The organism is Phyllobacterium zundukense (assembly GCF_025452195.1).
In the GTDB taxonomy this organism is placed as follows: domain Bacteria; phylum Pseudomonadota; class Alphaproteobacteria; order Rhizobiales; family Rhizobiaceae; genus Phyllobacterium; species Phyllobacterium zundukense_A.
This window is the reverse complement of record NZ_CP104972.1, coordinates 230,615-244,753: the sequence shown is the minus strand read 5'-3', so window position 1 is coordinate 244,753 and position 14,139 is coordinate 230,615. Positions and strand designations below refer to the sequence as shown.

Genomic DNA, 14,139 nt, shown 5'->3' with positions numbered 1-14,139 from the left:
ATTCTTTCCAACCATCATTGACCTGGTCGCCAGCACAATGCCGCTGATGCCTCATTGTGAGTTGTTAGTGCGCGATGCTCAATAACTTTGAGAAGCGGGTGTCTAGTCTGCCCTTTACTCTTCAGAACAGCTGCAAGACTGGAGGGATCACTATTATGATCGAAGCAATAGCGCTTATCAGGAATTACAAGATAATATTTCCGACCCGGCTCCAGCAGCCGTTGAAAGCTGATATTATGAGCCCTTAAGCGACCTTAAAAACCTCATAGCGCCTCTGGCCGCGCTCCCAGCAATCTTGGAATCGAGTGACAGTATCGCTAATTGCACTCTCAACCTGAATTTCATCTTTTGCGAAACGCTAGGACTGCGCAGAACAATACCGGCATATTCATTCAAAATGTGCCTAAGCTCGGGTCTGTGAATATAGATGTTCGTCTTGCTCTCCTGATCCTGCAACATGGCCGTCATGGATTCTCCAATAAAGTCGGTATGGAATCTTGGGACAAGGCAATCCCGCAGGATAAATTCACCCGTACTTGGGTCATCTGGGAAAATGGACGCCCACTTTTTAAAGAATTTCAGGCGACTGCGGCTCATCCGGATGCTGTTTGACGTACTTTCATCATGCATGCACCAAACAGCAACGTGTTTTGAAATGAAGTCGTTTGAGTAGCCAGCCCGAAAGAGGCGAATGAATAGGTCATCATCTTCGTATCCCGTAAACTGTTCGTCGAAGCCGCCAACATCTTCGAATGCCCGACGAGATATTAACGACGCCGACGGCAGTATCATCAGATTTGTGCCAAGGACCTGATGCAGTGAGGACTTGGGATGCTCGCCATAATTTTTGACAATTTCCTTCTTGACCAAGGTTCCATTGACTTCAGCGCGATATAGATCGGCGTACACCCATCCGAAGCGCTTGTTGTCATGAGGAATGCCATTAGCGAGAATCTCGTTATGAGTGGGAAGGTAGAAATCATCTTGGTCGAGAAAGCAGATATACTCCGATGTGCTCGCAGCAACCCCGGCGTTCCGGGCCGATCCTTGACCACCATTTGCTTGGTCAATCACTTTGAATTTCATACGCTCGCCCAAGTCGCGCACGAATGCAGCCTCAGATTCGGTTGATCCGTCGTTGACCACTATTAACTCATCAGCCAGGACGCTTTGGCCAAAGGCGCTCTTCACGGCCCGCTCAACGAACGCAGACCCGTTATAGTAGGGGATGATGGTAACGATCGAGGCTTTTCGTTTGGAAAGGGGCCGGGTCGTTTCTGCCATCTCTAAACTTTCGGCTGGGGCGACGGAAACGCCAATAAATCGAAGGTTGGTATCGATACATCAACGAAGCCCAATCTTCTAGACTTCATCATTATTGTCCACACGACCAAGGAAATGCCCCGTTGCTCGACGGCATTTCTCTCAGTTTAGCCGCGCTGACCCTCCTTGCGGCCTGCGGCGCGGCCGTTCTTCGATTCATCGCACAGACCCTGAAAAAGCTCTTATTCGTCAAAACGCACGCACGGAGCGCTGTGTCAAATCTGCATGACGATCTAGCAAAAAAGCCTCCATTGTTGCCCGTGCATTCGTCGGATTTCGCAATGCACCGCTAGCTCATTACTTGACCCCTGGATTCGAACTTCCCCGGGATCGGCCATATGCATTTGCCAGACGAAACGTATACCTCAATGAGCTAACCAATCTGATTAATAACAGTTTCGCCAAATTCCCGGCCATCTGTCACATGCCCACTCGCGACTTAAGTCGCGAGAGTACCGTTCGAACCAAGTCGACCGTTCGCGTCTCGTGAACAAGTTGGCCTGGCGCGGGGCGACGATGAAGGATTGCAGAACGAGTCGGTCTGGACACCGATTCCTCGAATGGAATAGCCCGCAGGAAAACGTACCGTTGGTATTCGTCATCGCTGCTACGATCGACTGCAGCCAATTCGAAGCCATCCGCAACTGACATAAGCCACTCAATCGTCATTGACGTGTCGCCATAAGTGATGTCACCATCTACCAGTTCACGCTGCTGATGAGGTTGAAATGTAAAGCCCTCTTCCCGATGCGCGTTCCATCGAGCTTCAAGCCAATCTTGAGGCTCGCTGCCATGAACGTGCGACCAATATTCCACGGGACGAATTGTAATGCAGGCCAGTGCTCCGACTTTCATATGGTTCCGTATTGCGGCGAGGTTTTTCTTGGTGGCGCGCTCACTGAGGTGTGTGAACACCGAAAAAGCAAACACGAAATCGAAATCATCAGGGACGGGTAAACTGTCTGGCAGATAATCTGAAAGAAAGACGGATTCGGTCAGGCCGGCTTCATTGCAAATGCGTATAGAACTCCGACCAAGGATCTACCCCGTAGACATTATTGCTGTAAAACGAGAACGCTCGGAGCATCCTTCCGTAACCGCAACCAAAGTCGAGAATCTTTTTATCGGTTAATGGTTCGTTCTGCAGCCTAACGTAATGCTCCGCTACCGAGCGAACAAATGAAGTGGTCTGAATGATGAGAGGCAAATCCGATTGACCCGTCCACTGCATTTGAACTTCTGGCGAGGCCATAGCCGGTAAAGCAGCTGAAAGGCGAGGATATCTGGCATCTGGCATATACCACAGCGTTTGCAGATAGTCGTTTAGTCCGAGTTCTTGCAAATGGTGCAGCGCAAGGGAGCGGCTCGCATCGGCAGGCAAACCCTTCTCAATTGCTGAAACCTGTTGCTGAATATGACCAAACTCATTCGGTTTCATCACGCGTTCTCCAATAAGAATTCAAACGTCTATCGATTGGAGAACTATCCTAATCGAATTCGGATTCATAGATAACAGATTCACGCTAGCTGTGCATCCGTACCAAATACCGTTAGGCGGTCGACATTCTGTTGCTGATGAAAGTCTCATCCAAGCGATCGGATTGGTTTTCTCAGTAACCTGCCAAAGCGGCTTCACCGTGAACTTTGATGGAGATTCGAAAATTGTCATGGAGACCCTTTGACTTTGGGGTTAAGAGTCCAACAACTTAGGGGCGAGAGCGGTTGCAGCTGATGTGACACGAATCGGTACCACCTGAGAGGACTTTTTCCATGTCTGTGCGGCTCATTGAAACTGTAACAGGAAGAACAGCCGGCACGCTCTCTGAGTTCATGCAAGCCCTATTGGAAGGCTACGCTCAGCCGATGCTGTACCGGACGAGCGATTTTTTGCACTTGGATAACGTAGTTAAGGCAGCCGAATTTGGAAAGAACGCATTCGCGGAAAAGGAAAGTCTCATAAATGATTGGTATTCGAAACCAATCGCACATAGGCAGGGGATAGAATTCGTTTCACTTCCGTATTCGTTGTTTTCACCGTATTCTTACTCAGTTATCGCCAGCGGAAACTATTTGTACAAGGGAGCTCTTGATACCTCGGCAGGCGTCGATTTTCGCCTTGAATCCCTCGCTACCTTTGATCCGATCTTCCGCAATGAAGGCGGGGATATAAGCATCTCTAGTTGGGAGAAAGTGCCATATGTTGACAAAATTGCCATGCCAATATGCGGCCCAGGCGCTCCTAATTTCGGGCATTTCCTTATGGATGGGCTTGGAGCTGCGTTGGCGCTGAAATCGTCGCCATATTTTAATGATGATTTCACTTTGGTTGGTGGGCATTTGGCTTCTTGGCAAGAAGACATACTCGATAGGCTGGGTCTATTGAAGAACTATACTCCCCTTCCCAGCCACACCACATTTCGCGTGCTATTGGCCAACACGATGCTTTACGGGCACCTTCAGTTTCCTACACGATTTGTTCGTCCGGTGTTTGATCTTTTAAGAATTGGTGTGGCGGTGACGAAGACCGACCAGACCAAAATTTTCATCAACCGGGGGGTGAGCAAAAAGCGATTCATGAGAAACAGGTCGCAGGTCGAGGAAATGCTTATCGATTATGGTTTTCGAATCGTTGATCCAACTATAACGCCTATGAACGATATTGTGCAGGAGGTGAGCAATGCCAGGGTCGTCGTCGGCGAAGGCGGTGCTGGTATGGCGCACGTTGCGTTCTGCGAAACCGGAGCAAAAGTGCTTGAAATTCAACCTTCTACCTTTCCGGATGGTTGGACGAGGCAGACGTGTGGCGTTTTTGGACTTGATTGGTACCTTTGCGCTTGCGCTCCTGATGTTCTATCAGATCACGACATTAGTGAAGGTATAGAGATGGCCTATAGCGTCAACATCGACGTTCTGAAGGCGGCATTAAGGGAAATTGACAATGACAAAAGCTGATAAGCCGGTGCAAATGGCTGACGCAGAGCTACGAGCCGAGCAGCCGGATGCTGAGCTTTTCCTTTGGAGAGAGCAGGCCATAACGCTTGCGCGTATACTAGAGCGAACCACTGAGAGCCCGTCCGTTACGAAGGGACCTGGACGCGGAGCCACCCAATTAAGACGCGTCACCGAACTCCGCGCTTCATTGAAGGCATCACGTAGTCAAAATCGAGAGCTCAGAGCAGAGCTTCTGGACCGCGACCGAATGATAGATGCCGCTCAGAGGGATCGAGAGACTGTTCAAAGTGAATTGCTGGCTTTGCGCTCATCGACGTTGTGGAGGGCATTGGGACCTGTGCGTAAAATTGCTCGTGTTATTCCACGGCCGGTTCGCACACTAATGCGCAGTCCGATCAGTGCCCTAACTAGGATTGTGCCATCCCGAGAGCAAAACCCACCGCTTGAATCCGCGCCATCGGCCATTGCCATTGTAAACAGTGACGAAAGTTCCGTCGCAACGATTGAGGGGAAAGTAATACACCGTCCATCTGCGTTTTTTCGAGACAAGAACTCCCAGTGGGTGGAGCCGATGCTAAGGTCAGATCGTCTTTTGCTTAAGGAATTCAAGCCAACTGCTCGCATCGCGGTTGTCATGCATTTATATTATACAGACTTATGGGACGAACTATCGGATTCGATTATGGATATACCAGAGGCGTTCGATTTGTTCGTGTCACTGGTAGGTGAGGAAAATGCTCCCTTTGCGGATCGAATTCGCCAGACATTTCCAGATGCGCAAATTATTCAGTGCGACAACCATGGAAGGGACATCATTCCTTTTCTCGAGATAGTCGCTACAGGCGTTCTCTATCAATACGATTACATTTGTAAGCTGCATTCAAAGAAAAGCGTTTACCGTGAAGGTGGAGGAGAGTGGCGGCAACACCTGGTCGACGGAGTGTTGAGGGATACAGATCGGGTCACCACGATATTGGCCGCATTTGACGCTGATCCGGACATGGGAATGCACGTCGCAGATGGTGCAAAATACAAAGGTCGCGAATATTGGGCAGGTAACGAAGCACACCTTGGAAAGTACCTGCCGTGGTTTGGTCTCTCGACCGAGGTTTACGAACAGGAATTTGCGGGGGGGTCCGTATTTTGGATTAGGCCGTTCCTTTTGCGAGAAGTTGATAGCTTGAAATTAAACTTCGATGATTTTGAGCCAGAACCGATTGGTATCGATGGGAATTTGGCGCACGCTGTAGAACGGCTATTTAGCGTCGCTTGCCACAACGCCGGCATGAGAATTACGACGAACACTGATCTTGAAAATGGTTCGCGACAAGCTGATCGGGCGAAGCCGCCTCTTATTATCGCAAACTATCTACCACAGTTTCACCCAATCCCTGAGAATGATCGAGTGTGGGGAAAAGGCTTCACTGAATGGACAAACGTTACAAGGGCCCAGCCGCAATGTAAGTATCATCGCCAGCCCAAGCTTCCTTCAGAGCTAGGATTCTACGACCTGCGCCTTCCGGAAATTCGCGAACAGCAGGCTAGTTTGGCGAAAGCCTACGGCATATCTGCGTTTTGTTACTACTATTACTGGTTTAACGGTCGCAAAGTTCTTGAAACGCCATTGGAGAGCGTTCTGCGGGCAGGTCAGCCAGATTTTCCTTTCATGATTTGCTGGGCAAATGAACCATGGAGCCGAAATTGGGATGGTCTGTCCAAGGAGACGATCATACCTCAAACCTATGAAGACGGATGGGAGTTGAAATTCGCGGCTGACATTTTGCCGCTTTTGCAGGATGATCGGTACTTGAGAATTTCAGGCAAACGCTGCGTTGCCATCTACCGCGTACAGCACATACCTAACGCCAAACTGGCTCTCGAAAAACTACGTGCTGAGTTATTGCGGAATCGCATCACCGATGTTCAGATTATCGGTGGATGGTTACGTCTTGGCGATGACGCCGAGTTACCAGACAACCCGTCAGATCTGGGATTGGACGGATATTTTGAATTCCCTCCCCACAACATTCCTACGGCACCAGAAACTACCAGATCGATCGAAACTGGTGACTCCATCAACGGCTATAATTATAATTATACAGTGGATGCCGCTGTAGACGCGATGTCTGAGCAACGCGGCCCGAAGCGCTACCGAGGGGTAACCATGGGCTGGGATAATACCGCGCGTAGAGGCAAAGATGCCCACATTTTTCTTGGTGCAAGCCCTGCGAGCTTCAGGCGGTGGCTGCGCGCCACTGTTCTGCAAATTATGAATGAGAAGCCCGTTGCGGAGGATGCTGTTTTTGTAAACGCTTGGAACGAGTGGGCAGAAGGAACTTACCTTGAACCCGATCAGACCTTCGGCCGAGGTTGGTTAGAAGCTGTTTCGTCGGCGATAGGCCGGAAGTTATCCGATGAGAATGTCTACGAACGTGAGGGCGGAGAAGGGCGAACATCAATTGAAACAAATATTAAGGCTACGCAAAGTGAAAGTTAAAGTTGAACAAGGAAAGGCGATCATTGAAGATGCAGCTGTAGATCACTCTGATGAGGTTGCTGGTCTGTTCTACACTACGTTTTTGCTTAAGCTTCACGAAAACCTGAAGCCGAAAACCTATTTCGAGATAGGAACACTAACCGGGGGAACTCTCGCACTTTCATCGTGCCGGTCGCTTGCCGTCGATCCCTTTTTTCAAGTCACAAACAACGTACTGGGAATCAAGCCGTCCTGTACATTCATACAAGAAGGAAGTGACTCTTTCTTTCGGCACTACGATCCAGTTGCAATCCTTGGCGACAAAATAGACTTGGCATTCCTTGATGGAATGCACCTATTTGAGTTTCTGCTGCGGGATTTCTTCAATACCGAACGTTATTGCAGACGCAACTCTATCATTGCGTTACATGATTGCCTTCCTCCGGGTTTTAATATGACTGTGAGGGATCCGGATGATCCGCGCCGGGCGCAATCCAATTCCTTTAGTCAATTCTGGACTGGGGACGTGTGGAAAATCGTCCCTGCATTGCGCAAATATTGCCCCGAGTTGAAAATAGAGGTCTTTGATTGCGCTCCCACTGGGCTGGTCCTTATCACCAACCTCAACCCTGACCGCGCCAATAAGGAGGATATTTACGATAAGATTTGCGACGAATTTTCCGAAGGCGATATCGACCGAGCATCATATGACAGTTATTGGAGCAATTTGAAAATTTCGAAGGCGGACAGTTTCATTTCCAGCTTCGATATTTCAGTAAAATATTGGCTTTGATGAAAACTTGGGAGCCGGATCACGACTGCGAGCCAGAATGTTATTACCGCGGGCGAGCAGACACTTTGATCGAGTCCTCCTTGCAGGTTGGGGATATTTGGCCGATTGACGATCCAAGACGGTTTGACGATGCCATATTGACGGGCTGATAAGGTTTTAGCGTCCAGGTAAACTCGCGCTTAGGCTGTCCTGGTTTATACTACACGCATGGCGGAAGACGACTATCAAGCTAACTGCCGTGGAGCGCGACGTTATCAATTTGACGAAGAAACCCGTCGAAAGAATTTGGCAATGCAGTCGCGGGATAACACCTCCACTTCGGGACAGGCATTCGGCCACAACAAAAAATCTCCGCTACCCTAGCGGCGGGGTCCGGCGTGTTGTCCACCAAAAGTGCTGAGCCCCGGTTGCCATGAGCGTCAATGTCGTCCGGACAACGCTGCTCTGAAGGCGTTATTTCCCGTCAATCTCGTAAACTTCGGCGTTGTCAGCCGTTTCACGTATTCCTTTGAAAGCTGGATGACGCAGTTTTCCATCATGCGTCGTAAACGTCCGGTGATCCTGCCTTTGAGATTTTCTGCGAAGCACTGAAGTTACATCGTTAAATACGGAGTTAACGATGTATCGAAGGTGAACGATGGGACGTATGGAGATTTTGACGGGCCGGGAACATCGGCGCATTTGGTCGGACAAGCAGAAGTTGGATATCTTGGCCGACGTGGCTTCGAGCGGACAAAGTATTGTCGAAGTCGCCCGACGGCACGATATCGTTCCGCAACAGATATATTCCTGGCGGAAACAAATGCGGCAAGAACCCACCGAGGCGCGGACAGATGTGACGTTTCTATGCGGATTTCGGATTAAAGGGACATCGGTTCCGGTAAATCCCGGACAGTCGGTTCACTAATTCCCGGACAGTTTCTCGGGATCGACTTTCGTTCGCCTGGTTGAGTGTTACCGGTTATTGATTTCCGGGTTTGCGGGTACCGTCAAGAGCGGTCTCGTTTTTTGCTTTCGCATGCTGTCGCCTTCGAGCGTAATACGATGTGCATTGTGAACGATGCGGTCCAGGATGGCATCAGCAAGCGTGGGTTCGCCGATCATCTCATGCCACTGGGCCACGGGCAGTTGAGCGGTAATGAGCGTGGGTTTCCTTCTGTAGCGCTCTTCGAAGATTTCGAGCAGATCGAGCCGCTGCTGATCGGCAAGTGCATGCGTTCCCCAATCGCCCAGGATCAGCAGTTGAACGCGGGCGAGCTTGTCAATCAATCGAGGGAAGCGGCCGTCGAGGCGTGCCAGGGCCAGGTCCTCAAAGAGGCGGGGCATTCGGACATAGAGAACGGAATAGTCGAGACGGGCCGCTTGCCGGCCGATGGCGCAGGCGAGCCAGGTTCTTCCGGTTCCCGTTTGCCCGGTGAGGATCAGATGCTCATGCGCCTTGAGCCATTCGCCTTGCGCCAGTGAGAGAAGCTGTCGGCGATCGAGGCCGCGATGGGCGGCGAGGTCGATATTCCCGATGCAAGCGTCGGGGAAGCGGAGTTTGGCGGTTGCGTGGCGATTGGTCAGGCGCTTGTCGCTGCGGACTGCCATCTCACGGGCGAGCATCAAGCCGAGCCACTCGTCACGGCTGAGATCGTTGCCTTGAGACTGATTGGCCAGGTGACGATATGCAGTCGCCATGCCGGACAGACCGAGTGCGTGCATCTGATCGAGGGGTGGATGTGTGAGCATGTTGCGTGTCTTCCTTTCTTCACTGGTAATAGGAACTGCCGCGGATGTTGCCGTGCGGCGGGGCTGGCTTGACCGGCTCATCGACAGGCGGAGCCTGATCGAGACCCGATTTGAGAATGGTGCTGACGGAGGAATAGCAGAGCGCATTGATCGTCAGCGCCCGCTCGCAGGCGGCGTTCATCCGAGCAGGTCCATAGCGCCGGGAAAGCGACAGAACGCCTTGCGCAGCGCGGTAGCTCTGCTGGGGGTGGGGCCGAACGCGCATCAACCGTTCAACCAGGATTAGGGTATTGGATTCGATGCCGGCAGCTTGCTTCAGCAAGCTCGCCGGTGTGGTGTTGGCGTATTGCTGGTGCGTCTGCGGCGGCTCGGAGTTCATCAAGACGGGCGAAACAGTCAGTGAAGTGCTGGATTATGTTCCGCCTCTTTCCGGGTGGTGCGCCACATTCAGCCGCGCTTTGCTTGCAAGGGCTGTGATACAGATATTAGGGCGAAGATGCCGTCGCTCCCCATTGAGCGTGGCAAACCCGGACCTGGTCTCCTCGCCCATGTGCTGGTCGCCAAATATTGTGATCACCTGCCGCTCTATCGCCAATCGGACATTTACGCCCGTGAAGGCATCGAACTCTCCCGCTCCACTATGGCGGACTGGATCGGCAAGGCGAGCGCCCTGATGCAGCGATGCAGCCATTGACCGCCAGATTACAGGAGCATGTTTTTGCTGCGGATCGACTGCATGCGGATGACACACCCGTTCCGGTACTTGAACCCGGAAAGGGCAAGACAAAAACAGGCCGTCTATGGACCTATGTGCGTGATGGACGTCCCTGGGGTGACAATGCGTCGCCCGCCGTTTGTTACTTCTATAGCCCGGATCGCAAAGGTCAGCACCCGATGGAACATCTGGCAAACTTCTCCGTGCCGATGGCTATGCAGGCTTCCGCGATCTTTACGAGAGCCGTGCGCGCCCAGCAAGCAGCCTCGCGAATGGCCGGTGGTTGATTGGACTTGCGCCAGACGCAAGTTCTTCGACCTGACCACGTCCGGACAGCAACCACGGCCATTGATCAATCTGTAAAGGTGAATGACCGCCTTACCGGAGTGGAAACGAAACAGGTCACGGCCCACGCCACTGCCGCCAACTTCCAGAATGACACGCTTACGAGGCTCGATCGATTGCAACACGGCAAGGTCTGTATGTGCAATGCAATTGCAGCTTTAACAGCCACAATGCAGGCGAGGGAAGATTACGAGCGCAGGAACCCCAGTTCGCCGCCTTGAGCTATGTCCCCCCGTCAATAAATCAGCCCCTTGTTTCCTACGGGATGCGAGGGGGAAATGTAAACTTATTGAAACGACCGTGTTCTATCCTATTGCAAGTTTCTGATGGAATTTAACATTGTCTCGATCAGCCTATCTGGTGAGAAAAGATTTGAGGCTTTCAATTTGCCCGCCTGTCCAATTGAATTACAATAATCGTTGTCAGACAGAAGTGTTTGTAGTGAATGGCGAAGCTCGGTCGGGTCAGAAAAGAACAGTATATCCTTTCCATGTGAAAAACTTGCCTGAAGTGGACCGCATGGAGCTGAAACTACTGCCGATCCAACCGTGAATGCCGACAGAGGACGCTCGTGAAATCCGGCCATATGGGTAGTGGGGGACAAGACTATCGAAGAATTCGCCATCAATTGCAAAATTTCCGTGGCCGATCGGTCGGGGAGCACTGTCATGTCTGAACCCAACTTTGCTGGATTAATTTCTCTATCTGTGACCAGCGTAACGGGCAGATCCCTAATTGCCGACAAGATTTTGTCGCGACGATCAAATTTCGTGTAATCGATTATGGTAGTCAGAAGAAAACGATGATCTGGATTGCTACCTGCGAAAAATATGTCTAGATCAGCGAGCGCATTAAGCACTTCAGTCAACGGGTCTAAGGCCCAATTATCCCCGCATTTTGCTGTTATCAGATCAAGTATGTCGCGGTATATCCGACCTTTTGTGGTGCTGATGTCAAACCGGTCGCGACTGTAACTCGGCGCTGAAAAACCTGCGGCAAAGAGTATCCGAATGTTTTTTACGGTGGGGCTCTTGAAAGTCCTTTTAGCTGTGGGAAAAGTGATTGACGGAACAAACACGACGTTCTTGACACCAATATCGGATGCCATTCTGGCATAGGCGTAATCTGTAATGAAAAGCTTTCTGGCTGCGTAGGTCGATTTCAGTTGATGCAGCATGCTTTCATGCACTGGGCAGTCGTGCATTATATCTAGTACTGGTTTACCAAACGCTTCAAACGCCGGCGCTAGTCGGCCAGGTTCAATCGTTGGCATTTCCAATTCTGTTCCGAAACCGTTGAAGGTGACAAAAAAACTGCAGAGAGGATCCCGCAAGGCAGCAAAAACGGCCTTACTATCTAATATGTAGTCCAAAGTCAGAGCTCGCCACTGCTTTCGATTAAACGCAGCCGTCAGTTCTCCGGCGAAAAGAACATTGTGTTTGAACCGATCGATGTCGCCTCTCACCAAAATGACCGCATACTTGTCAGTACTCACAACTAACCTCCAAAGTTCAGATTTCGGCGAGCGAACGCCTTGACTTTTGCATAAGCTCTATACGGTACGCCTTTGGAGACATGCTCAACGACCCGCTGCCATTGACTGAGCTCTGAATCTAGCCGGGCAATTCGGCTCAAAGCTCTATCGAGTTCAGCCTGCAGGTGATTTTTCTCGTGTAGAATGTTTTGAGTTTGTAATCGGAGTGGTTCTCCGTCGAGCGAACTCTTAGTAAAAGGAGCCACAGCGACAAGAGCAGTGTGTTTCAAGAGTTCGTCACCTATAACCTTTGTCCTGGCCCATAGCTGGGCATCTAGGTCCATAGTGCGGTGAAAAGCTCGCCAAGTTCCAACGCCCAAGTTCATTAGAGCGTTTTGGTCAGCAAGCAGCCGAGAAATTTTCTCAATCGAACTCTGAAAATCGTCGTTTAGTATTAAAAGATCTTCACCGTCCTTGAACGCGATGTTTAAGTTAAGAGGATCGTTTATAATGTTAGCGACTCCCCGAAAACCGGCCTCCAAGCAAGCACCCGTCGGGAACCCGTCAAAGGCTCCTGGCATCAAAACAAAGGGCCGGTTGAACGACACGATTGCGTCCATTTTTGGATAGAAATCAGCGAAGAATGAACTCGGTTGGCGACCGTAATACGTGGTCTTCTTGGCTATATTTTCAAGGGGAATATCGCCAGGGGAGTAATCTCCTACAACGTGGAACCGTAAGTTTGAGAATTTCTGCTCAAGCGTCTGAGCGACTTCTAAAAAATAGTCGTACCCTTTCGAGACGAGATCGTCACCATATTTATGAGCTACGAAACAGAGGTCTATTGTCTCCTTATGTTTCCCATAGACTACCTTGTCTCGGTAATAATCAAAATCAATTCGACTATCGAATACACCACCGAAGATGAACTCAATCTTTTCCGGGCTGCAGCCGATTTTGTCGACAATGTAATCTTTAGTAATGGTTTGAGTGGTTATCACCTTTTTGCAAAGGGGACTTAACAAAACAGCTTTCAGCTTTTCATCAGTTTCCGGTTGGTCTATCGCGAACCCACCGCCGGGATACAGCTGAAGTATAAAGGGTAATCCACGTGCGGTCAGATAAGGCAATAGCTTGTAGGCATTTCCGAGGAACGTAATGTAGGCGATTTTTCCGCCAATCTTATGGCCGTCTCGAAAGGAAGAAATGCGAGATTTATACTTCGAATCCAAATCCAGCTTTTCAATATGCTCACCAATTTTGCTGTTCTCGATCCAGAGTTGCGAGCCTTCCATGGAGAGGACCGCCGCATCAAAAAACCACATATAATGATTATATTCTATTGTCCGAAATGGCGAGAAGTTCGACGGATAGATGTCGTCGATTATCAGGAGATCATAAAACTCGTTTGTCATGCTGGGTTCCTATCGGGTTTGCTCTAGCAATACGGCGGAATAACCACAAGACAAGAAAGCGGCGTGATAACCGAATTCAAAATTGAACGAACGGCCGCCTAATTCATTTTCCTTTTCCGAAGACGGGAAGCAAAATTTGTCCACCGGTAATCTTGACTGCACTGTGATGATAGCTCCCAAGAAAATCAGACGGTATCTCCAGCAAATTTTGGCCCGTATTGATCAATCCCTCTATCAGTCTGCTTATCAGAGGAGAGTGCGGTTGGTTGGAGAAATAAAAATCTGACCACTCAGTCATTGACAGCATAATAGGATGAACTTCAAAGCGTTGAGAAAATGTTTGAAATGCGGGGATCACACCAATGTTTTGCTTCGCTGCAAATGAAGACTCGAAGTAATCGTTGCAGACAAACAATCCACCTGACTTCAGTTTGGGATACCAAGTATAGAGATCTCTTAAAACAAATTCATATGTGTGGTTTCCGTCAAGATAAATCACATCAAAAAAATTATCTGGAAACTCAACCGCAGCTGCAGCAATGTCTGCTTTTATTATCTTTGTGTTGGATCTATTCGAAAACGTAGCCTCTACCTGTAATTGCGCCCTTGAGAGGGTCTCCCGAGGCTCATTGTCAAAATAACTTTCAAATATCGCCTGACGCTCTAAATTCTGGGGAGCGTCTTTCAACACGAACTCGTACCGATCATAATCCCAAAAATCGATCAGGTAGTGCCGGTTAGGAGTGATCTTTTGTGAGCAGAAATCGGCAAACTCGCCCTTGTACACACCAAGCTCGACCATTGTGTCCAGTGGCCCATTGCCTAGAGTTGCAATCATCTCATATCGGTCAGCGAATGTAATTAGCATTAGTTTCTCCTAATGGCGACGGGCCTCGTTAAGGTTTAACTAGAGCA

11 protein-coding genes and 2 pseudogenes are annotated in these 14,139 nt (G+C 49.9%); 5 read left to right on the top strand and 8 right to left on the bottom strand.

The window, feature by feature from the left end; all coding sequences use genetic code 11:
- Positions 1 to 234 precede the first annotated feature (234 nt).
- The 3 genes from N8E88_RS08620 to N8E88_RS08610 form a co-directional block, all read right to left on the bottom strand.
- A complete protein-coding gene (locus tag N8E88_RS08620; protein ID WP_262292155.1) occupies positions 235 to 1,284 on the bottom strand; it encodes a glycosyltransferase family 2 protein in 1,050 nt (349 codons plus the stop codon).
- Between the two features lie 459 nt (positions 1,285 to 1,743).
- Complete coding sequence (locus N8E88_RS08615) at positions 1,744 to 2,253, bottom strand: hypothetical protein (RefSeq protein WP_262292154.1); 510 nt, start codon at positions 2,251 to 2,253, stop codon at positions 1,744 to 1,746.
- A 76-nt stretch (positions 2,254 to 2,329) separates the two neighbouring features.
- A complete protein-coding gene (locus tag N8E88_RS08610) occupies positions 2,330 to 2,761 on the bottom strand; it encodes a class I SAM-dependent methyltransferase (protein ID WP_262292153.1) in 432 nt (143 codons plus the stop codon).
- A gap of 332 nt (positions 2,762 to 3,093) precedes the next feature.
- Here N8E88_RS08610 and N8E88_RS08605 point away from each other — a divergent pair, with 332 nt between their 5' ends.
- The 4 genes from N8E88_RS08605 (at position 3,094) to N8E88_RS31750 (ending at position 8,451) form a co-directional block, all read left to right on the top strand.
- Entirely contained in the window at positions 3,094 to 4,275 is a 1,182-nt protein-coding gene (locus tag N8E88_RS08605) for a glycosyltransferase family 61 protein (protein WP_262292152.1), read from the top strand.
- Positions 4,262 to 6,772, top strand: a complete 2,511-nt coding sequence (locus tag N8E88_RS08600) for a glycoside hydrolase family 99-like domain-containing protein (protein WP_262292151.1) — start codon at positions 4,262 to 4,264, stop codon at positions 6,770 to 6,772. Before N8E88_RS08605 ends, N8E88_RS08600 begins: the two co-directional genes overlap by 14 nt.
- Positions 6,762 to 7,544 (top strand): class I SAM-dependent methyltransferase, encoded by a 783-nt coding sequence (locus tag N8E88_RS08595; protein WP_262292150.1) that lies wholly within the window; start codon positions 6,762 to 6,764, stop codon positions 7,542 to 7,544. The genes N8E88_RS08600 and N8E88_RS08595 overlap by 11 nt, the downstream gene beginning before the upstream one ends.
- 637 nt (positions 7,545 to 8,181) lie before the next feature.
- Positions 8,182 to 8,451: a transposase gene (locus N8E88_RS31750; protein ID WP_410010576.1), complete on the top strand. Its 270-nt coding sequence runs from the start codon at positions 8,182 to 8,184 to the stop codon at positions 8,449 to 8,451.
- A gap of 47 nt (positions 8,452 to 8,498) precedes the next feature.
- Here N8E88_RS31750 and istB read toward each other — a convergent pair whose 3' ends face one another.
- Positions 8,499 to 9,275 carry an IS21-like element helper ATPase IstB gene (gene istB, locus N8E88_RS08590; RefSeq protein WP_262292149.1) on the bottom strand — a complete coding sequence of 259 codons (777 nt, stop codon included), beginning with the start codon at positions 9,273 to 9,275 and terminating at the stop codon, positions 8,499 to 8,501.
- A gap of 19 nt (positions 9,276 to 9,294) precedes the next feature.
- Positions 9,295 to 9,660 (bottom strand): annotated as a pseudogene (locus N8E88_RS08585) (IS21 family transposase); the annotation flags it as partial.
- Here N8E88_RS08585 and tnpC point away from each other — a divergent pair.
- Positions 9,635 to 10,311: pseudogene (gene tnpC, locus N8E88_RS08580) on the top strand (IS66 family transposase); the annotation flags it as partial. The pseudogenes N8E88_RS08585 and tnpC sit on opposite strands and share 26 nt — an antisense overlap.
- 334 nt (positions 10,312 to 10,645) lie before the next feature.
- On the opposite strand, the gene N8E88_RS08575 reads toward tnpC, so the two are convergent.
- From N8E88_RS08575 to N8E88_RS08565, 3 genes are all read right to left on the bottom strand, one after another.
- On the bottom strand, positions 10,646 to 11,830 hold the full coding sequence (locus N8E88_RS08575; protein WP_262292148.1) for a glycosyltransferase: 1,185 nt from the start codon (positions 11,828 to 11,830) through the stop codon (positions 10,646 to 10,648).
- A gap of 2 nt (positions 11,831 to 11,832) precedes the next feature.
- On the bottom strand, positions 11,833 to 13,224 hold the full coding sequence (locus N8E88_RS08570; RefSeq protein WP_262292147.1) for a glycosyltransferase family protein: 1,392 nt from the start codon (positions 13,222 to 13,224) through the stop codon (positions 11,833 to 11,835).
- Between the two features lie 103 nt (positions 13,225 to 13,327).
- The gene (locus N8E88_RS08565; protein WP_262292146.1) at positions 13,328 to 14,092 is read right to left on the bottom strand and encodes a class I SAM-dependent methyltransferase; all 765 of its coding nucleotides are present in this window, start codon (positions 14,090 to 14,092) and stop codon (positions 13,328 to 13,330) included.
- Positions 14,093 to 14,139 lie beyond the last annotated feature (47 nt).

Coding starts and splice junctions, on each gene's coding strand:
- N8E88_RS08570 (WP_262292147.1), bottom strand. CDS start 13,224: ATGACAAACGAGTTTTATGATCTCCTGATAATCGACGACATCTATCCG.
- N8E88_RS08605 (WP_262292152.1), top strand. CDS start 3,094: ATGTCTGTGCGGCTCATTGAAACTGTAACAGGAAGAACAGCCGGCACG.
- N8E88_RS08610 (WP_262292153.1), bottom strand. CDS start 2,761: ATGAAACCGAATGAGTTTGGTCATATTCAGCAACAGGTTTCAGCAATT.
- N8E88_RS31750 (WP_410010576.1), top strand. CDS start 8,182: ATGGGACGTATGGAGATTTTGACGGGCCGGGAACATCGGCGCATTTGG.
- N8E88_RS08600 (WP_262292151.1), top strand. CDS start 4,262: ATGACAAAAGCTGATAAGCCGGTGCAAATGGCTGACGCAGAGCTACGA.
- N8E88_RS08565 (WP_262292146.1), bottom strand. CDS start 14,092: ATGCTAATTACATTCGCTGACCGATATGAGATGATTGCAACTCTAGGC.
- N8E88_RS08620 (WP_262292155.1), bottom strand. CDS start 1,284: ATGGCAGAAACGACCCGGCCCCTTTCCAAACGAAAAGCCTCGATCGTT.
- istB (WP_262292149.1), bottom strand. CDS start 9,275: ATGCTCACACATCCACCCCTCGATCAGATGCACGCACTCGGTCTGTCC.